Origin of the sequence: Amycolatopsis sp. NPDC051106, from assembly GCF_040682775.1 — a bacterium.
Taxonomy (GTDB): Bacteria; Actinomycetota; Actinomycetes; order Mycobacteriales; family Pseudonocardiaceae; genus Amycolatopsis.
In genome coordinates this window covers 17,401-37,303 of sequence record NZ_JBFBBQ010000087.1, presented here as the reverse complement: position 1 = coordinate 37,303, position 19,903 = coordinate 17,401, and the positions used below count along the sequence as shown (strand labels likewise).

The 19,903-nt window shown below is 73.8% G+C and carries 11 protein-coding genes; 1 reads left to right on the top strand and 10 read right to left on the bottom strand.

Features of this window, described 5'->3' with window-relative positions; genetic code table 11:
* Positions 1–239: 239 nt before the first annotated feature.
* From AB0M83_RS39385 to AB0M83_RS39350, 8 genes are all read right to left on the bottom strand, one after another.
* Entirely contained in the window at positions 240–1,457 is a 1,218-nt protein-coding gene (locus AB0M83_RS39385; RefSeq protein WP_364525380.1) for a cytochrome P450, read from the bottom strand.
* Positions 1,458–1,468: 11 nt separating this feature from the next.
* Positions 1,469–2,341: a TauD/TfdA family dioxygenase gene (locus AB0M83_RS39380; protein ID WP_364525378.1), complete on the bottom strand. Its 873-nt coding sequence runs from the start codon at positions 2,339–2,341 to the stop codon at positions 1,469–1,471.
* 22 nt (positions 2,342–2,363) lie between these two features.
* Positions 2,364–11,042 (bottom strand): amino acid adenylation domain-containing protein, encoded by an 8,679-nt coding sequence (locus AB0M83_RS39375; protein ID WP_364525376.1) that lies wholly within the window; start codon positions 11,040–11,042, stop codon positions 2,364–2,366.
* Positions 11,039–14,812: an amino acid adenylation domain-containing protein gene (locus AB0M83_RS39370; RefSeq protein ID WP_364525374.1), complete on the bottom strand. Its 3,774-nt coding sequence runs from the start codon at positions 14,810–14,812 to the stop codon at positions 11,039–11,041. The genes AB0M83_RS39375 and AB0M83_RS39370 overlap by 4 nt, the downstream gene beginning before the upstream one ends.
* Before the next feature lie 425 nt (positions 14,813–15,237).
* Complete coding sequence (locus AB0M83_RS39365) at positions 15,238–15,393, bottom strand: hypothetical protein (protein WP_364525372.1); 156 nt, start codon at positions 15,391–15,393, stop codon at positions 15,238–15,240.
* Positions 15,394–15,512: 119 nt separating this feature from the next.
* The gene (locus AB0M83_RS39360) at positions 15,513–16,250 is read right to left on the bottom strand and encodes a DUF1206 domain-containing protein (RefSeq protein WP_364525371.1); all 738 of its coding nucleotides are present in this window, start codon (positions 16,248–16,250) and stop codon (positions 15,513–15,515) included.
* 94 nt (positions 16,251–16,344) lie between these two features.
* Positions 16,345–16,749 carry an ATP-binding protein gene (locus AB0M83_RS39355; RefSeq protein WP_364525368.1) on the bottom strand — a complete coding sequence of 135 codons (405 nt, stop codon included), beginning with the start codon at positions 16,747–16,749 and terminating at the stop codon, positions 16,345–16,347.
* The gene (locus AB0M83_RS39350) at positions 16,746–17,960 is read right to left on the bottom strand and encodes an MFS transporter (RefSeq protein ID WP_364525366.1); all 1,215 of its coding nucleotides are present in this window, start codon (positions 17,958–17,960) and stop codon (positions 16,746–16,748) included. The genes AB0M83_RS39355 and AB0M83_RS39350 overlap by 4 nt, the downstream gene beginning before the upstream one ends.
* Before the next feature lie 89 nt (positions 17,961–18,049).
* Here AB0M83_RS39350 and AB0M83_RS39345 point away from each other — a divergent pair, with 89 nt between their 5' ends.
* Positions 18,050–18,619 (top strand): TetR/AcrR family transcriptional regulator, encoded by a 570-nt coding sequence (locus AB0M83_RS39345; RefSeq protein ID WP_364525382.1) that lies wholly within the window; start codon positions 18,050–18,052, stop codon positions 18,617–18,619.
* A gap of 25 nt (positions 18,620–18,644) precedes the next feature.
* Here AB0M83_RS39345 and AB0M83_RS39340 read toward each other — a convergent pair whose 3' ends face one another.
* Positions 18,645–19,550, bottom strand: coding sequence for an acetamidase/formamidase family protein (locus AB0M83_RS39340; RefSeq protein WP_364525364.1), 906 nt, complete (start codon positions 19,548–19,550; stop codon positions 18,645–18,647).
* Positions 19,551–19,578: 28 nt separating this feature from the next.
* On the bottom strand, positions 19,579–19,893 hold the full coding sequence (locus tag AB0M83_RS39335; RefSeq protein WP_364525362.1) for an NIPSNAP family protein: 315 nt from the start codon (positions 19,891–19,893) through the stop codon (positions 19,579–19,581).
* Positions 19,894–19,903 lie beyond the last annotated feature (10 nt).

Genomic DNA, 19,903 nt, shown 5'->3' with positions numbered 1-19,903 from the left:
GGAGCGGGGGGGGGGGGGGGCGGCGGGGGCGCCGCCGCGAGTGCGGGCGTGCGGGCCGCCCCCCCCCCCCCCCCGCCACATTGGGTGCGTCAGACGCACCCAATGCCACATTGGGGCGCTTGGGGCCGGCCAGAGCGGGTCGAAAGCGCCGGGTCTGGCCGGACCCTCCGGCGCCCCGGCGGTGGTGGCCAAGATGCTTGCGGCGGCACGACGCAGGGAGGCCGCCCGCCGCCCGTGGCTCAGCGGAGGTGGACCTCCAGCGCGACCCGGTGGCGGCCCCGCGGCAGCGGTACCCAAGCCGGTTCCCGCACCGGCCGCACCGTGGGGAAGCGGTCGAACAAGCCGCGCAGCGCGACCTCCGCCTCCACCTTCGCCAGCGCCACCCCCAGGCAGAAGTGCGGCCCCCAGCCGAATCCGACGCTGCCTTCGCGGCCGCCGTGTTCGGCTTGCCAGCGGACGTCGGCGTTGTGGGGGTGGGCGAACTGGGCCGGGTCGCGGTTGGCCGCGCCCAGCACCGCCTGGACCGGGTCGCCCGCGCGGATCTTCACCCCGCCCACCTCCAGGTCGGTTGCGGCGTACCGGAGCCGGGCCAGCTGGACCGGGCCGTCCGTGCGGACCAGCTCCCGCACCGCCGCCGGCCACAGCTCGGGCTCCGTGCGCAGCAGCTCCCGCTGGGCGGGGTCGCGCATCAGCGCCAGCGCCGCGTTCGACAGCATGTGCGCCATCGTCTCGTGCCCGGCGAGCACCAGGAACACCACGAGCGCCACCGCGTCGACGTCGGTCAGGTCGTCCTGGGCGACGACCTCGCTCAGCAGGTCGCCGGCCGGCTCGGCCCGGCGCCGGTCGACCAGCGCGTGGCAGTAGGCGAACATCTCACTCAGCGTCGGCGTGATCCGCGCCGGGTCGCCCTCCACGAGCACCTTGCCCCAGCGCCACCAGTCCGCCCAGTCCGCTTCCGGTACGCCGACGAGCTCGCACACCACGGCCATGGCCAGGGGGTACGCGAACTCGTCGATCAGGTTCACGGTCCCCGCCGCCGCGCCGAGGTCGTCGAGCAGGCCGTCGACGATCTCCTGCACCCGGGGCCGCAACGCGGCGACCCTCGACGCGCTGAAGGCGTGGCTGATGCTGCGGCGCAGCCGGGCGTGCTCGGCCCCGTCCAGGCTGAGCAGGCTCGCCCGCAGGTAGGGCAGGTGCTCCGGCGGCGTGCCCAGCGCGAGGAACGCCTCCTCCTGCGACTGCGCGCCCTGCCCCGGCAGGCCGGCAGGATCGTTGCGCACGGCCGGATCCGACAGCACGGCGCGGACTTCGGCGCTGCCGGTGACCAGCCAGCCCTCGCCGCCGTCGGGCAGCCGGGCCCAGCAGACCGGTGACTCGGCGAGCACGCGGTCGTAGCCGCGCATCGGGTCGTCGAGGACGGCCGGATCGCGGACGTCCACCACGGGTTCGGACGACATGGAGCTCCCTGTCAGCCTTTGAGCGGGCCGCCGTTGATGGCGACGCGGTTGCCGAAACGGGTGTACGGGTAGTAGTCGTACGTCGCGTGGTGCTGGACGCAGCGGTTGTCCCAGAACACCAGCGTGTTCGGCTCCCAGCGCACCCGGCAGGCCAGCATCGGCCGGTTCGGCACGACCGAGAACAGCAGGTCGAGCACCGCGCGGCTCTCGTCGCCCGACAGCTGCGGGATGTGCGAGGTGTACGCCGGGTTGACGTACAGCAGCGGGCGGTCGGTCTCCGGGTGCCGCACGACGACCGGGTGCTCGCTGACCGGCGGCTCGTAGCCCTCCGGGATCTTGTGGCCGCGGAAAGCGTGCGCGCCGTCGTGGATCGCGGTCAGCCCGGCCAGCAGTTCCTTGAGCTTCGGCGACAGCATGTCGTACGCGAGGTGCATGTTCGCGAAGAGCGTGTCGCCGCCGCTGCCCGGCTCGGGCATCCGCGTGATGTGGAGCATCGAGCCCAGCGACGGCTCGGCGTCGGCGGTGCCGTCCGCGTGCCAGCCGTTGCCGAACACGGTGGCCGCCTCCGGGGCGGTCGCGACCTCGAGGATGTACGGGTTGCCGTGCTCGGGCGGCGGGTTCACCGGACGCAGCTCGCCGAAGTGCGCGGCCAGGCGCTGGTGGTCGTCCGGCGTGATGTCCTGGTCGCGGAACACCAGCACGTGGTGGTCCAGGAACGCCGTCTTCAGCTCGGTGAGCTGCTCCTCGGTGAGCTCGCGGGCCAGGTCGAGGCCGGTGACCTCGGCGCCGATGACCGGGGTCAGGCCCCGCACCGCCAGCGTCCGGTAGTCGCGCGCGGGCCGCGTCGTGATCCGCTTGACCGCGTCGAGTTCGTACTGCTCCATGGTTTCCTTTCCTCCGTGGGTCTCACGGGCCGGTGATGGCCGCGGCCACCGCGGTGGCGTGCGGGGCGCGCACGATGCCGTAGTGGGTGGCGGGCAGTTCGTGCCAGCGGCTCGGCTCGGGCAGCAGAGTCCGCCAGCCGCCGCGATCCGCCACCGGCAACCCGGGTTCGGGATCGGCGGCGAGCCAGACGTGGCTGGGCGTCGCGGCCAGGCGCGGCAGCTCGTGCCCGGTCATGCTGCGCAGGTTGGCCCGGCACGCGCGCGCGAGCCGCCGGGCGTGCTCGCCCGCGACGCCGTCGGAGGCGCCCAGCTCGCGCTCGAACACCGTTTCCAGCTGCGCGTCGCTGTAGTCCGCGGCGCTCGCGCCGGGCGGCGGCGGGTCGATGAGGTGCAGGGCCCGCACCGGCTGACCGGCCGTCTCGGCTTCGGCGGCCATGCCGGCCGCCACCCAGGCACCGAACGACCACCCGGCGAGCTGCCAGGTGCGGCCGGGCAGCTGCTTTCGCAGCGCCGCGTAGTACCGGCGGGCCCGGTCCGCCACCGGCCAGCCGGGTGGTTCCGGCCGGCTCAGCGCCGGGTCGGCGATCACGCAGACGCCGAGCTCCGGCGGCAGGGCCGCGACGAGCGGGCGGTAGGCGTGGACGTCCCCGCCGACCGGGTGCACCAGGCACACGGCTTCACGCGTGGTCCCTTCGCGCCAGACCTGCACCACTACTTCGCCGGTGTCGGCCGCCTCGGAGAGCTTCGCCAGCAACGCGGCCATCGTCACTTCCGGGCCGAGCCACGCGAGGTCGAGGTCGACGCCGTAGAGGCGTTTCACCGACTCGACGACGTCCAGCAGCGTCAAGGAGTCGGCACCGAGGTCGTAGAGGGGCACGTCCGGGTCGAGTTCGGCGACACCCAGCAGGGCACGCACCTCCTCGGTCAGGTCCGCTTCGGCCGGTGGTGCCGTGGTGGGCGTGATGTCGCGTTCGTGGAACCCGCGGGCGGTCTCGAGGCCGGTCGTCGCGACCAGGAGCTGCGGCAACCCGGTTCCCAGCGCGCGGGCGAAGGTGCGGCGGCCTTCGTCCGTGCTCAGGCCGACGGCCAGGTGGGCCTGGTGCCGGGCGTCGGTTTCCAGCGCGGTGACGGCCATCCCGGTGTCGCGCCAGACGTCCCAGCCGATCGAGAGCCGGGCGGTCGGGCCGTCGCGGTGGGCGAGCGCGTCGAGGAACCCGTTGGCGGCGGCGTAGTCCAGCTGGCCGGTTCCGCCGAACTGCGCGGACAGCGACGAGCAGTAGACGGCGAACGCGGGCCGGTGGCGTTCGACGAGCCGCTCGGTGAGGAGGGCACCGGCGAGCTTGGCGGACTGCGTGCCTTCGCCGCGGGTGGCGATGAGACCGCCGTCGGGGACCCCGGCCGCGTGCACGATCCCGGCCAGGGGCGTGCCGATCGCGGCGTCGACCTCGTCGGCGGTGTTCTTCGTGAGGTCCGCGGCCAGCAGGTCGACGCGGTCGGCCCACGGCTTGAGCGACTCGGGGAGGTACGGTTCGCGCGCCAGCAGGACGACCCGGCCGGTGGTGCGGACGAGCAGCTCTTCGGCGACGGCGGTCCCGATGCCGCCGGTGCCGCCGAGGACGAGGTGAGTTCCGTTGGCGTGGAAGGGTTCGCCGGTGGTGACCGGCGTGCTGTCCTGCGTCCACCAGAAACCGGCCCTGAGCGCGACGCGGTCCGGTGGGGGCGGACCGGTGAGGAGGTCGGCCAGCTGGTCGAGGCCGGGTCCGGGCAGGTCGACCCAGTGGCCGGGCACGCCGCTTTCCTGCGGGCCGACGGCGGTGATCCCGGCGAGCAGCCCGGCTTCGGGGCGCGTGACGGCGGTGTTCGCGGGCGCGGCCCCGGCAGACACCCACCATGTCCTCAGTGGACGGTCGTGGGCGGCCCGCAGCAGGGCCGCGGGGGTGTCCACGCAGGCCCAGCGGGCATGGTTCAGGGAGCTTTCGCCGACGGGGCCCGTGATGCCGAGGGGGAGGGTGTGCAGCCAGTCGATTTCCTTGCCTGGCAGGGTATCCAGCACCTGACGCAGCTGGGCGGTGTCGGCCGGATCGGCTTCGAAGGTGTCGGGACCGAGGCGAGCGAAGTGGCCGGCGGCGTGGACCCGTATGACGCGCGGGTAGACGGCGTCGAGGGCGGGCGCGCTGAGCGGGCCCTCACCGCAGATGACGAGGACGCGATCGGTTGCGGCGGCGGTGGTCGCCCGGCGGAGCCGGACCCAGGTGGGCTGGTGCAGCCACTCGGCTTCGGGCAGCCGCGTGACGGCGGCCCGGCGCGGAAAGTCGAACTCGCGGGTGGCAAAGGCGGGCGGCGGAAAGTCCCACGGCGCGGGCGCGGGGGACTGACTCCAGTCGACGGGAGTTCCGGCAACCCAGGCAGCAGCCAGTTCCGCGGGAGCGGCACTTTCACGTGAAAGTGCGGGTGCGAGGGCGGCACTTTCACGTGAAAGTGCGGGCCTGGGGGCGGCCTGCTGTGACGCCGGTGGCGGACCGGCCGCGGTCGAGCGGTCTGCCACGACCCTCGCGCTCTCCGAAGGCGCCGCGGGAGCGGGGGTGCCGAAAGCGCGCTCGGCGGCCGGCTCGGGGGGAGGGAGCGTGGCGCTTGGCAGGGAGGTGGCGGGAGTGTCGAGCGCAGGCTCGGCTGTGCGCAGCCACTCGACTGCTGCGGCCGCGTCGTCGCAGGCCGCCGCCAGGCGCCATGGCTGCGACGGGCGGCCCGACTGCAGGTGCCGGAGTACGTCCACATAGGACTCCGGGTGCGCCGTCAAGTACTCCGCCACCCGAGCCGCCTCGAGGCGCAGGGCCGACGCGCTGCGCGCCGAAAGCACCAGGCATCGCACAACATCAGGACGCGGCGGCGAAGACGGCCGGACCGACTCCAGTACCACGTGGGCGTTCGTCCCGCCGATGCCGAAGCTGCTCACCCCGGCCACCCGCGGCCCCGCGGGCCACGGCTCCGCCCGCGTCGGCACCCGGAACGGCCCCAGGTCCAAAGCCGGGTTCGGCGCACGGAAATCGACCGTCGGCGGGAGCACGCCGTGGTGCAGCGAAAGGGTCGCGCGGATCAGGCCCACCACCCCCGCCGCCGCGCCGAGGTGGCCGAGCTGGCTCTTCACCGACGACAACGCGCAGCCCGTCGACTCGGGCATCGCCTCGCGCAGGGCCGCGACCTCGATCGGGTCGCCGAGGCGGGTCCCGGTTCCGTGCGTCTCCACGTACCCGACGTCGGCGCCGGAACGCCCGGCCCGCCGGAGCGCGGCTTGGACGGCCGCGCGCTGCCCGGCCGGGGACGGGGCGCTGTAACCCTGCTTCACCGCGCCGTCGTTGGTCAGCGCCGAGCCCGTGATCACCGAGTACACCGTGTCGCCGTCGCGGCGAGCCGCCGAAAGCGGCTTCAGCACCACCACGCCGACGCCGCTCGCGCCGACCGTGCCGTCCGCGTCGTCGCTGAACGGGCGGCAGTGCCCGTCCGGCGAAAAGATGTGCTGCGGCCGGTACCGGTAGCCCTCGGCCAGGGTGACGTCGACGAGCACGCCGCCCGCCAGCATCACCTCCGCCTCGCCGCCGCGCAGCATCCCGGCGGCCTGGTGGACGGCGACCAGCGAACTCGAACACGCCGTCTGGGTCGTCAGCGCGGGACCACGGAGGTCGAGGTGGTACGCGACCTTCGTGGCCAGGAAGTCCTTCTCGTGGTGCAGCGCGAGCTGGAAGCCGTCCGGCAGCGCGGCCGGGTCGCCTTCGCGCAGCATCTGCTGGAAGTACGTGTTTTCACCGCACCCCGCGATGAGCCCGATCCGCTCGGTCCCGGGGATGCCGGCGTGGGCCAGCGCTTCGACGCAGGCCATCAGCAACTGCCGCTGCTGGGGGTCCATCAGCGCCGCGTCGCGGTGGCTGATCCCGAAGTGCTCCGGGTCGAACGCCAACGGCTCGTCCAGGAGGCTGCGCGCGCCGACGAGCCCCTCCTCGGCCGCGAACTCCTCGATGCCCCGCCGGCCGGCGACGACCAGGTCCCAGAACGCCGCCAGGTCCGGCGCGCCGGGCAGCCGGACCGCCATGCCGACGACCGCGACCGGCTCGTCGGCCGCGCCGGAGTCCCCGGCACGAGCCGGCGCCGGACCGGTGCTTTCGAGGTGCCGCGTCAGGTCCCGGAGCGTGACGTGCTCGAAGAGGTCCGCCACGGTGAACCGGTAGCCCGCTTCCGCGCAGCGCAGGTGGAACCGCATCAGCGAGAGGCTGGTGGCGCCGGCGGCGAAGAACGTCTCGTCGGGACCGATCGGCGCGCCGGTCACCTCCTCGAACAGCGCCGCCAGCTCGCTCGAGGGAGCCGCGGCCGTCCGGTGGAGGTCGTCCCCGGGCGCGAAGGAGACGGCGTCCCGGTCGAGCTTCCCGCTGGGCGTGCGCGGCAGCGCGGCCACGACGCGGAAGCGGTCGACCCGCGCGTGCGGCGGCAGCAGCGGCACGAGGTGCTCGCCCAGCTCGGCGGCGGTCGGCGTCCGGCGGCATTCCAGGAACGCGGTCAGCCGGTCGCCTTCGGCCGCGACGACCGCGTTGACGACGTCGGGGTGCCGCAGCAGCGCGGCTTCGACCTGCCCGAGTTCGAGGCGGTGCCCGCTCAGCTTGACCTGCCGGTCGGCCCGGCCGTCGAAGTGCAGCAGCCCGGCGCGGTCGAAGTGCGCGAGGTCGCCGCTGCGGTAGTACAGCTCCGGCAGCTCGGCGAACTTCTCCGGAGCCGCTTCGCCGAGGTAGCAGCGGATCGCCGCGAGACCGCCGATGAGCAGCTCGCCGACCTGCCCCGGCGGCAGCGGCGCGCCCGCGGCGTCGGCGACGCGCAGGACCGCGTTCGCCACCGGGCGCCCGATGGCGGGCCGGTCGGGCCAGTCCGCGGGATCGCCGTCGAGGGTCAGCGCGCTGACGACGTGGGTCTCGGTCGGGCCGTAGTGGTTGTGCAGGCGCGCGCCGGGCAGCCCGGCGAACCACCGGCGGATCGCCGGCGTGCAGACCAGCTGCTCGCCGGCGGTGATCACGTCCCGCAGCCGCGAGGGGTACTGCCCGAGCCGGACGCCGTGCTCGGCCAGTAGCTGCAAAGCCACGTAGGGCAGGAAGATCCGTTCGATTTCCGCGCTTTCCAGCTGTGCCAGCAGCGCCGGGACGTCGTGCCGCCACTCCGGCCGGACCAGGTGCAGCCGGCCGCCGCCGCAGAGGGTCGTGAAGATCTCCTGGAACGACACGTCGAACGACAGCATCGAGAACTGCTGGGTCGACGCCGGCGGCGCGTCCTGCCACTGCAGCAGGTTGGCCAGCGTGCGGTCCGGGACGCGCACGCCCTTGGGCACGCCGGTCGAGCCGGAGGTGAACAGCGTGTAGAGCGGCCGTCCGGTGTGCCGGGCCGGGACGTCGGGCACCGGTCCGCCGGTGAGCGTGACGTACCGCCGTTCGATGTCCGTGTCGAAAGCTTCCCCCGGCGCGAGCAGGACGCAGCGCGGCCGGACCCGGCCGAGCATGGCGCTCAGCAACGCGGGCGGGTACGCGGGATCCAAGGGCACCGCGGTGATGTTCACCCGCGCGAGGGCGAGGAGCGCGACGACGTGCTCGGCGGACGGCCGGAAGTACAGCGCGATGTCGGTCGCGTCGCCGGGCAGGGTGGCGGCGAGGCGGGCCGCGTGCGCGTCCAGTTCGGCGTAGGTCAGGGTCGTGTCGCCGGTCAGCGCCGGGGCGTCGGGTGTGCGCGCGACCTGACGCGCGAAGCCTTCCGCCACGGTTTCCCACGTCAACGCCGCCTCAGCGCCCCGGCCGTGGTCGCGGCGGTAGGGTTCGGCCAGCTCGGCCGGGGTCCGCGCGGGGCCGTCCAGGGCGCGGGCGAAGACGTCGCCGAGGGCCGCTGCCTCGGCTTCGGTGAAGTGGCCTTCGCCGTACTCCCAGAGGCAGTCGAAGCCGTCGGGCCGTTCCACGACCGACAGCGTGAGCGCGCACTTGGCCTCGGCCGCTTCGATCCACTGCGGACTGACCGTGCAGCCGGGCAGCCGCAGCGCTGCGAAGTCGGTGTTCTCCAAGACGAACAGGTAGTCGAAGGCCGCGTACCCGGGGTCGAGGTCGGCGAACGCGACGTCCTGGTGGTCCAGCGCCGCGCCCGACGCGTCGCCGAGCCGGCGGAGCTGGGTGTCCAGATCCTCGTCCGGATCCACCGCCAGCGGCAGCCGGACGGTGTTGGCGAACATCCCGACGCCGTCCTCGAACTCCCGCACCGGCCGGTTGGCGACCGGTGCGGCGATCCGGGGCCGGGTCCGCCCGGTCACCGCGTAGAGGCTCCAGGCGAACACGCCGAGCAGGAGCTGGAAGCGAGTCAGGCCCAGCTCGCCGGCCCACTCGTCGACGCGCTCGCGCCCGATCGTGGTGGTCCGCAGCCGGCCCGCGAGCGACGCGTTGCCGGCCGGTTCGGCATCGTCGGACCGGGCGGTCAGCTGGGCGCGGTAGCCGGGGGAGGCGAACCACCGGGACTGCCACGCGGCGAAGTCGAACGGCGTGTGCGCGCCGGACCGCGGCGAGGCGCCGGACAGCTCGCGGAAGAGGACGTTCAACGACCAGCCGTCGACCGCGATGTGGTGCAGGCACAGCAGGAACGTGCCATCGGGCCGCCAGGCCGCACGCATGAGCGCGCCCGACGCGAGATCGAACGGCGCGGTGAAGAAGTCGTCCGAAGGTTCGGTCCACGGGTCGTACGGCGCCTTCGCCACCTGCCGCAGGCCATCGGGAGTCGCTTCGAACGCGGTGCGCAGCGCCGGATGCCGCTCCACCAGACCACGCACGTTCCGACGCAGAGCGTCGACGTCGGGGGCGCCGGTGACGCGGAAGGCGAGCGGCACGTGGTACGCCGTGGACGCGGGATTGCGTTGCTGCAGAAGCCAAAGCCGTTGCTGCTCGCTGGTGGCCGGCGCCGTCGTCGCGGACGTCGGTGCGCCCGGCTCCGGGTACGCCGCCTGTCCCGCGGCCGAGACGGCGGCGGCGAGGTCGGCGAAGGTGCCGCGCTGCACGACCGAAGGCGCGAGGTCGACACCTCGGCGTTCCCGGATCGCGAACCGCAGCCGCAACGCCTTGAGCGAGTCGCCGCCGGACCGCAGCCACGTGTCGCCGGGGCGGAGATCCGGAATGCCGAGGACGTCCGACACGACGTCCAGGACTTCGCGCTCCCACGGTGTCGCGTCCCCGCCGGTGTCCGGCCGCCACGGCGGGAAGCCACCCGCCAGCAGCGCGGTTTCGTCGACCTTCCCGTTGGCGTTGCGGGGCAGCTCCTCGATGCGGAAGACGAGGTGCGGACGCATGTAGGCGGGCACGGTCGCGCTCAAATGAGCTTCGAAGGCCTCGTAGGAAAGGTCACCGGTCACGAGGAAGGCGAGCAGCTCGGCGGTGGCCGCGCGGCGCACCGCCACGTGCGCCTGCCGGATCTCCGGGTGCGCGAGGAGCCGCTGCTCCAGCTCGCCCGGCTCGATCCGGAACCCGCGGACCTTCACCTGCCGGTCGGTGCGCCCGGCGTAGACGAAGCGCCCGCCCGGCAGCACGCGGACGAGGTCGCCGGTGCGGTAGAACCGCGCGCGGCCCTCGTCGAACCACGGCAGCCGGACGAACCGCTGCCCGGTCTCCGCGGGCAGGCCGCGGTAGCCGAGCGCGACCCCGGCTCCCGAGATGTACAGCTCCGCCAGCTCGCCTTCGGCGGCCACGCGCTCGTCCGCGGTCACCGCGACCGCGCCCGTGCCGGGCAGCGGGCGGCCGATCGGCACCACGTCGCCGTCGAAGCCCCGCGGGATGGCGTAGCTGAGCGCGAACGTCGTCGTCTCGGTCGGGCCGTAGCCGTTCTGCAGCCGCGTCGGCGAATCCGGGTTGGCCCGGTACCAGCGGCGGATCAGCGGGGCGTTGAGCTGCTCGCCGCCGATGACGACCCGGCGCACGGTCGAGAAGCTGTCCGGCACGGTCTCCGCGACCGCGTTGAACAGCGTCGCGGTCACGAACATCGTGTCGACGCGCTCGCGCACCAGCGCGTCGGCGAACGCCCGCGGATCCCGCACGGTGTCGTCGTCGAGCACGACGCACGTGCCGCCGGTCAGCAGCGGCACCCACACTTCGAAGCTGATGGCGTCGAACGCGGGGTTGGCCAGGCAGGCGAACCGCGTGCCGAGGTCGAGCCAGCCGGGTTCGGCGAGCCGGAGAACCCCGGCGTCACGGACCTCGACGCCCTTGGGCCGGCCGGTCGTGCCGGAGGTGTAGAAGAGGAACGACGCCGGCGCGGGCTCGGCGGGCACCCCGGCCTCGGCGGTTCCGGCCAGGAGCTCGGCCGGGGTCAGCGGGGGCAGGCCCGGCAGCCCGTCGTGGACGACGGCGGCCGCGTCCGCGTCGGCGAGGATGACGTCGCGGCGCGCGGGCGGGCTCTGCCGGTCCAGCGGCACGACCTGGCCGCCGAGGCGCAGCACGCCCAGCATGACCTGGATGAGCTCCGCCGAGCGCGGCAGGCCGACGGCGACCGCGTCACCCGGCCGGATTCCCTTGCGCGACAGGGATTCCGCGACGGCCGCGGCGCCCGCGTCCAGCTCGGCGTAGGTGAGCCGGCGGGCGCCGTCGGACACGGCGACGGCGTCCGGGTGCCGCAGCGCCCGGTCGTGGACGCGGCGGGCGATCGAGGTCATCGGGCCGCCAGCTCGGCCGTGACGACCTTGGCGACCAGCGGCAGCGCGTCGCTTTCGAGCATGTCCCAGTGCCCGCAATCGGCCGGGACCACTTCGAACTCGCCGCGGACGCGGCGGCGCCAGAACTCCGCGGAGCCCGGGATCGTGTCCTCACCGACGGCCTGCACGAACACCACGCGCGCCGCCGTCTCGCCGGGGTCGTGCTCGCGCGCGGTCAGCCGGTTGTGGTTGTACGTGCGGTGGTAGCGCTCGATCTGGGCGTCTTCGATCCCCGGGTACATCCCGTTGAAGCGGACCAGCTTCTCGCGGAACTCCGCCGCGGGCACCGGTTCGATCGCCGCCTTCGCGGCCGGGTCGTCGGTGGCGGTGGTGTCGAGCAGCACGACGCTGACGCGCGGGTGGTGCTCGGCCAGCCGGCGGCCCATCTCGTAGGCGACCAGACCGCCGTAGGAAAGTCCACAAAGGACCAGGGTTTCGCCGGGATGCGGCTCGACGAGCCGCAGGTACTCCTCGGCCATCGCCTCGACGCTCGGCAGCGGCTCTTCACCGGCGTTGAGCCCGGGGGACTGGATCCCGAGGACACCGGCGTCTTCGGGCAGCGCGGCGCTGAGCGGCAGGTAGCAGAACGCGGTCCCGCCGGCCGGGTGCACGCAGACGACGCGGGCCCCGCCGGTGCCGCGGCGGAACTCGATCAGGCTGCCGCCGCCGGGTGGGCTGTCCGCGCGCAGGAGCGCGGCCTGCGCCTCGATGGTCGGGTGCAGGATGACGTCGCGGATCGGCAGCTCGCGGCCGAACTCCGCGCCGATCGTGTGGGCCAGCTTGATCGCCGAGATCGACGTGCCGCCTACGTCGAAGAAGTCGTCCGAGACGCCGATCGCGGGGTGCAGCAACAGGTTCCGCCAGATCCGCAGGAGCGCGAGCTCGACGTGGTCGCGCGGGGCGGCGGTGTTGACCGCGGCGGGCGCGCTCGCGCGGGCGTGCGCCAGGACGGCGTCGCGGTCGAGCTTGCCGCTGCGGCTCAACGGCAGGCGGTCGAACTCGGCGAACACGGACGGGATCATGTAGTCCGGCAGCCGGTCGGCGAGCGCCGCACGCCACTCGTGCGGGGTCCGGCCGCCGCCGGCGACCCCGGCGACGAGCCGGGGCTCGCCTTCGCGGTCCACCAGCACGGCGGCCTCGCGGACGCCGGGGACGGCCAGCAGCGCGGCCGTCACCTCGCCGGGCTCGATGCGGAACCCGCGCAGCTTGATCTGGTCGTCGCGGCGGCCGGCGTACTCGGCTTCGCCGTCGGGCAGCCACCGGGCCAGGTCTCCGGTGCGGTACATCCGTTCGCCGGACACGAACGGGTCCGCCACGAACCGCTCGGCGGTCAGCCCCGGGCGGTGCAGGTAGCCACGCGCGAGGCAGTCGCCGGCCAGGAAGACCTCGCCCACCACGCCCGGCGGCACCGGGCGCAGCCGCTCGTCGAGGAGGTACAGCCGTGACCCGGGCAGGGGCCGCCCGATCGGGGCCGGGCGGTCCAGGGGCTTCGGGTCGAAGTGCGCGGTGGCGTAGAGCGTGGCCTCGGTCGGCCCGTAGCCGAAGCAGATCCGCAGGCCGGGCAGGGCCGCGGCGAACCGGGCGAGCGCGGCGCCGGTCAGCGGTTCGACGCCGGTGAGGACCTGCCGCAGCGCGAGCCCTGCCACCCGGCTGAGGTCTTCGTCGATCCACCGAACGTAGGCCGGCGGCAGGAACGCCTGCACCACCCGGTGTTCCCGCAGCCACGCCATCAGCGCCGCGGGATCGGGCCGGACGTCTTCGGGCACGACGTGCAGCACGGCGCCCGTGGTCAGGGGGAGCAGCAGTTCGTGCACCGAGGCGTCGAAGCCGATGCTCGACCACGCCGACGTCGCCTCGCCCGGCGTCGCGCCGAAGCGGTCGAGCCACTGGTCGAACAGGGCGAGGACGCTGTGGTGGGTCACCGCGACCCCCTTCGGGCGCCCGGTCGACCCCGACGTGTAGATCACGTAGGCCGTCTCCCCGGGGCCGGTCGTGACCGGTGCCCGGGTCTCGGCGCCCTCGGCTTCGAGGGCCGTGACGTCGTCGCCCAGGACCAGCGCGGGGCGCGCGTCCTCGACCATCGCCGCCCGCCGGGCGGCCGGCTGGGCCGGGTCGAGCGGGAGGTAGGCGGCGCCGGTCTTCAGCACGCCCAGGACGGCGACGACCAGCTCCACCGACCGTCCACTGAGGACGGCGACGACTTCGCCCGGCCCGGCTCCCCGGGCGCGCAGGGCGTTCGCCAGCTTCGTGCTGCGGCGGTCCAGCTCGCCGTAGGTGAGGGTCCGGCCGGCACAAACGAGCGCGGGGGCGTCCGGGGTCGTTTCGGCGTGGGTGGTGAAGCGGTCGACGAGGCCGCCGGGGCGCCGGCGCGGACTCGGGCCGGTGCTCCAGGTGGTGAGGATCTCGCGCCGTTCGGCGTCGTCGAGGAGTTCGTAGCTCGCGATGTCCAGGTCCGGTCGCGCGGCCAGCTGGTCCAGCAGCCGGACGAGGTACGTGCCGTACCTCGCGGCGGTGGCGTGGTCGAAGAGGGCGACGGCGTAGTCGAGGTGCCCGGCGACGTCGCCGTCCTCCTCGGCCAGGCCGAGCGCGAGGTCGAACTTCGCGGGGGCGTGCTCGACGTCGAGGGGTTCGGCCGTCACGCCCGGCAGCTCCAGGAGGTCGTGCAGGGTCGGCACCCAGGCGACCATCGTCTGGAACAGCGGGGTGTGCGCGGGGCTGCGCGGCGGGTTCACCAGCTCGACGACCCGTTCGAACGGCAGCTCGACGTGGTCGATCGCGGCCCGCAGGTCCGCGCGGACCTGCTTGAGCAGAGCGGCGCCGGTGCGGGCACCCGTCAGCTCGGCGCGCACGGCGAGGGTGTTGACGAAGAACCCGATCGTGTCGGGGTGTTCGCCGCCGGCGCCGCGGTTGGCGGTGGGGACGCCGACAACGATGTCAGACTGCGCGGAAAGCCGGGAGAGCAAGATGAACCAGCAGGTCAGGACGGTCGAGTAGAGCGTGACGCCGTGCTCGCGGGCGACGACCTTCAGGCGGGCGGTGAGGTCCGGTCCGAGGGAGACCGGCACCCGGGCGCCGCGGTGGTCCTGCCGGGCCGGGCGCGGCCGGTCGGCGGGCAGCTCCAGCACCGGCGGCACGCCGTCGAGCCGGTCCTGCCAGTAGGCCTCGTGCGGGGCCGGGCCGGGGCCGGCCAGCCAGTCCTGCTGGGCCCGGGAGTGCTCGCGGTAGGGCCGCGCGGGCGGCAGGTCGGCCGCTACGCCGCTCACTTGAGCGGCGTAGAGGATGCCCAGCTCGCGCAGCAGCAAGGTGCGGGACCGGCCGTCGAAGACGACGTGGTGGACGGTGATCAGCAGGACGTGGTCCTCGTCGCCGGCGGCCAGCAGCCGGGCCCGGGCCAGCGGGGCCCGCGTCAGGTCGAACGGCTCGAACGGGTCGGTGCGCCGCAGTTCGGCCGCTTCGCCCGGCCGTCCGGCGACATCGGTGACGGTGCAGGGAAAGCCGTGACCGGCGGGTTCGACGATCTGCGCGGGCCGGCCGTCCTCGACGACGATCCGGGTGCGCAGGGCCTCGTGGCGATCGGCGAGGGCGTCGAAGGCCCGTCGCAGAGCCTCGCGGTCGAGGGGACCCCGCAGGGCGAAGGCCATGGTCTCGTTGTAGGCCGGGCCGGCCCCGTCCAGCTGGGAGACGGTCCAAAGGCGCTGCTGACCGGACGACAGCGGTGCGGACACTCGCATCGAGGACGGCCTTTCCGGGCGGGGCGGGCGAACCGGTACGGCGTTGTGCCGTCGCAGCCGAAGTCGGGGAAACGCTCTCTGTCAGTCCCGACAGTTAACACCACACCATCAGGTGATGACGAGGGGTGACAAAAGTTTGCCCGGAAGTCCCTGCTGTGCGCGGCAAGTCGCGGGTTCGCGCGCCTGGGCGGGGGAGCGGCTGCCCGGCGCTCGCCCCGCGGTCCGAACGTCCCGAATGACTCATTCGGGACGCCAGAGGTCGCAAATGGGTCATTCGCGGCACCGGATCCCGGCGCCGGCGGCGTCGCCACGGCTTTGCCCGGAAGTCCCTGCCGCGCGCGGCGAAGTCCCTGCGGTGAACGCGGCCAGGGCCGGAAGCGGGTGGCTTCCGGCCCTGGACGGCGTTTCCGAGAACGAGTTCCGGCTCAGTACCAGTGCGCCCGGCCACCGATCTTGCGTCCGGTCCCGCCGAGGATCGCCAACGCGACGCCGGCGACGGCGAGCACGATGCCGATCGTGTACAGCACCGGAATGCCGACGATGAAACCGATGACGAGCAGGATGACACCCAAGATGATCACGGTGGAGAAGCTCCTTTTCCCGAAGAGCCGCCACCTCGGGGCGGTGGCGGCTCGCTACGGTCTCCGGGTACCCGCTATCCCGCCGGGCAAACACGCGTTCGCACTGGAACGAGTGACACTCAGATCTTGCGGTACCGGCTTTCGAGCAGTGCGAACACGCCGAAGACCGCGATGCCGGCGGCCAGGGTGAGCAGCATGGCCTGCCCGTACGGCTGGACCGCGAGCGTCTTGAGCGCCGGGTCCAGACCACCGGCCTTGGCGGGGTCGTACTCGACGGCGGCGATGACGAGCATCGCGCCCACGGTGCCGTAGGCCAGCGCCATCGCGCACCAGCCGACCTGGCCGAGCCGCTCCGTCGACCGGCGCACCACCGGGGACGCGCCGCCGAGGTCGAGGTCGTGGACGAACTTCTTCCTGATCCCGCGGTAGGCGAGGAAGGCGGCCACCACGATGACGACGACACCGGCCGAGATCACCACGGCGGCTCCCCAGTCCTCAGCCAGCACCGTGGCCACCACCGAACCCGCCTTGCCGGAACCGCCGGTCGCGGTCTTGCCCGCGCTGTAGGCGACCAGGCCGTACAAGACGACCTCGACGCCGCTGGTCACCCGCCGCACCCGCCGCCGGCGCGGGGAAGCGTTCCGGTGGCCCGCGATCGCCTCGGTGAGCTGCCACAACGCCAGCAGCCCCGTGCCGGCGGCGATCACCCAGAGCAGCCACGCTCCGCCGCCCGAGGCGACGATCTGCAGCGCGCCGGCCTTGTCGGCCTTTTCGTTGTCGCCGAGCGCCACCTGGACCGCGAGCCACGCGACGACGAGATGGACGAAGGCGTAGCAGGTCAAACCAATCCGGGCCAACAGGCTGAATCCTCTGAAGTCGGGCACCCGCGCAGCCTCGCCCACTCGGCCTCACTTGACCAGGTGTTCGGCCACATCGGCCGGGGATTGCCCGTCAGGCGGCGTCGAAGGTGATCTCGGCCCACACCGTCTTGCCCGTCGAGCGCTGCCACTGACCCCACGCCACGCTCAGGTTCGCGACCAGCCCCAGCCCGTGCGGCGACGCACCCATGGACGGGTGTGAGCACGCGGGCTCGAGGCAGGCGTCGTCGACCTCGACGCACAACCAGTTCGCGCGCCGCAGCAACCGGACCTGCCGCGGTGGCTCGCCGTGGCGCAAGGCGTTGGAGGTGAGTTCGTCGACGACGGTCACCACGGCGTGACGCGCGTCGTCGGGCAGGTCGAGGAGGAGCCGGTCGGCCCAGGCGCGCACCGCGGCCAGCTCGCTGAGGTCGTCGGCCACTTCCAGGGCCACGACCCGCAGTTCGCCGGTGCTGTGCCGCGTCTGCTCGATCGTCATCGGCGACCTGCCTTCCGCCCGGCTCCGTGACCACCTCGCGGAGCGTCCGGCAGGTACGTACCCGGTGAAGGCCCCCGGCGAACATCCGCGGGCGGGGCGAGCCGGGCATGGAGCTGGCTCCACGCGACCATCGCCACCAGAGCCGTCAGCCCGAACACCGTGCCCAGGCCGAGGGCGGACGCCGCCGCGCCGGCCAGCGGGGACGCCACGGTCTGGCCGGCGCCGAGCCCGGCGAAGGACCACGTGACCCCGCGGGCGGGCCGCGTGGGGAACAGGCGGGCGGCCCAGAGGATGCACAGTCCCGTCAACGCCATGTACGTGACGCCGAACAGCGCGCCGGAAACCAGTGCGCCGGGGAGGCCGGGGTGGGGGAGGGCCAGCAGGGCGATGCCGGCCGCTGCGAGCGTCCACGTCGCGAGGTTGGCGGCGCGCAGCCCGATGCGTCCGGCGGCTCGCCCGGCCAGGCCGCCGAGCAGCCCGGCGGCGCCGATGGCGAACCAGCACCAGGTCGCGGCGGCCGGGCTCAGGCCGGCTTCGGTGAGGCGGGAGCTGGAGAACGTCCAGTACGGCGCGCTCGTCACGCCGATGAGGACCGAGTTGACCACCAGCGGCGCCACGCCGCGAGCGGGACCGGTGGCCGCCTCGGCGGGCCGGGTGCGCGGCAGTGTCCGCCAGGCGAGCAGCGTCATCGCCGCGCCGAGCACGGCGAACGTGGCCCAGATCGCGGGCCAGCCGAAGGCGAGCAAGGGCGTGAACGCCGACGCCGCGAGCCCGAGGCCGGTTCCGGTGTTCGCCCAGGTCTGCGCCCGCGGCCGGACGCGTGCGCCGACGGCCTCGCCGATCAGCTGGGCGACGCCGGGGGACACGAGTCCCGCGCCGGCCCCCGCGACGACGATCCCGGCGCCGAACACCGCGACACCCGGTGCCACCGCCATCAGGGCGAGTCCCGTGGTGGCCGCCGCCCCGGCCAGCAGCACGGTGCCGCGCGGCGACCGCGCCGAAGTCTTCGGGGACAGCAGCAGCCCGAGGCCGTAGCCCGCGGTGGAGAGGCCGCCGAGCACGCCGACGGCGACCGTCGTGAGCCCGAACGTTGCGCTGAACCGCGGGACGAACAGTCCGTAGGCGTAGCGCGCGAACCCGTAGCAGAGGGCGATCACGCCCGCCCCGGCCGCCGCGACGGGCCACCACCTTGCCTCCGTTTCGGTCTCCATGCCTCCACCAAACAGACAGGTCTGTATGGTGTCAAGTGATGCTACGGTTGGTGCAGGTAGTGGGCCAGACCGATCAGTGTGGAGGAATGGTGGTCAGGACTCGTCCGGGGGACGCGGGGGCGAAGGTGCTCAAGGCGGCGTCGGCCCTCTTCTACCGCGAGGGCATCCACGCGGTGGGAGTCGACACGGTCGCGGCCGAGGCGGGCGTGACGAAGGCGGCCCTCTACGGGAACTTCGGTTCGAAGAGCCGGCTGGTCGTCGCGTACCTGCGCGAACGCGACCGCCGGTGGCAGGAGCAGGTCGACGCGATCACGGCCGGGCACGCCGACCCGCGCGAGCGGGTGCTGGCGGTGTTCGACGCGTACGAGGACTGGCTGTCCCGCGACGGCTACCGCGGCTGCGCGTTCCTCAACGCGGCCGCGGAGTTCCCCGACCCCGCGGACCCGGTGCGCGAGGTGGTCCGCCACCACAAGGCCGCCCTGCGCAGTTACCTCCGCACCCAGCTCGAACGCGCCGGCTCCGACCGCGCGGACGATCGGGCGGAGGAGGTGCTGCTCCTGTTGGAGGGCGCGACCGTGACGTCGGTGGTTTCCCGGGACGCGCGGCCGTTTTCGGTCGGGAAGCGGTTGGCGGAGACGGTGATCGGCCCGGCTCGGTGACGTAAGCGCCGCCGGTGATCGCCGCTCAGCGGATCGCGTCGTGCGGCAGGACCGCGTGCACACCCCACGTCTCGTTGGCGATCTGGGTGATCCGCAGGTCCACGACCGGGCTGGCGAGGGCCAGCGCGGTCGGTTTGTCGACGTCGTGAAGCCTCTGCAGCCAGGTGACCATGGTGTCGAGCGCGTCGGCCGCGGCCTGGTTGAGGTCGGCGTCGAACCCGAACGTCACCCGGCCTTCCGGTGTCTCCGCGTGGATGCCCGGGACCGCCGGGTCCGCCGACAGGGTCAGGGTCACCTCGGTGGTCATGGGACATTCGATCGCCGTCCCGCCGACTTCGCCGTTTCCTTGCGCCGCGTGGCCGTCGCCCAGGTGCAGGAGCGCGCCGGGCACCGTCACCGGCAGGAACAACGTCGACCCGGCCACCAGGTCGCGGCAGTCGAGGTTGCCGCCGCCGACGGTTCTCGGCGGAATCGTCGAGTGTGGTCCCGGCTCGGCGGGCGGCACGCCGGCGACGCCGAGGAACGGCGCGATGCCGACGGTGTGGCCGAGGTTGCTGGTCGCCGCGCCGTCGCCGATGTCCCACGTCAGCCACGAAGGCGGTCCGCCGGCCACGCCCAGCCTGCGGTTGAGCGCGTTGTCCTTCACCCCCGCGGTGGTCCAGCCCCAGTCGCCGGGCGTGATCGACGTGAAGCGCACCCCCAGGACCATGCCCGGCTCGGCGCCGCGCACCTCGATCGGCCCGGTCAGGCAGTGTCCGCGCCGGTCCGGGAACATCGTGGGGCCGTGCACCCGGCGTTCCAGGTAACCCGCGGCGTCGAGCGAGCCGACCACGACGGAATCGCCCGGGTCCACGGTGAGCACGGGCGGGGTGGTCCGGTCGAACACGTCCACGGTGGTCGCGCGCGTCGCCGGAAGGTGGTGCTGGGCCACAGGAAGTCCTTTCGAACGTGATCGGCGCTCAGCAGAGCACGGACCCGGCGGTCGGGGCCAGCCGGATCGTGGCCGCGGTCCCGCTCGTCAGCGCCGCCACGGTCTCGGCCATGGGCGCGCACCGGGGATCGTGGTGGACGGCGGCCAGGACGCGTTCGCGGTCGGCGGCGTCGTCGAACCGCCGGATCCAGACGAAGGTGTCCTCGTCGCCGAGCACGGTGAACGATCCCACGACGTCCATCCCCCGTTCCCGGTGCAGCGGGATGACGGTCTCGTCCAGGTAGCGCGCCAGTTCGGCGCCGCGGCCGGAGCGGGCGTGCTCGGTGCGGATTTCGTAGAACATCGCAGGTCTC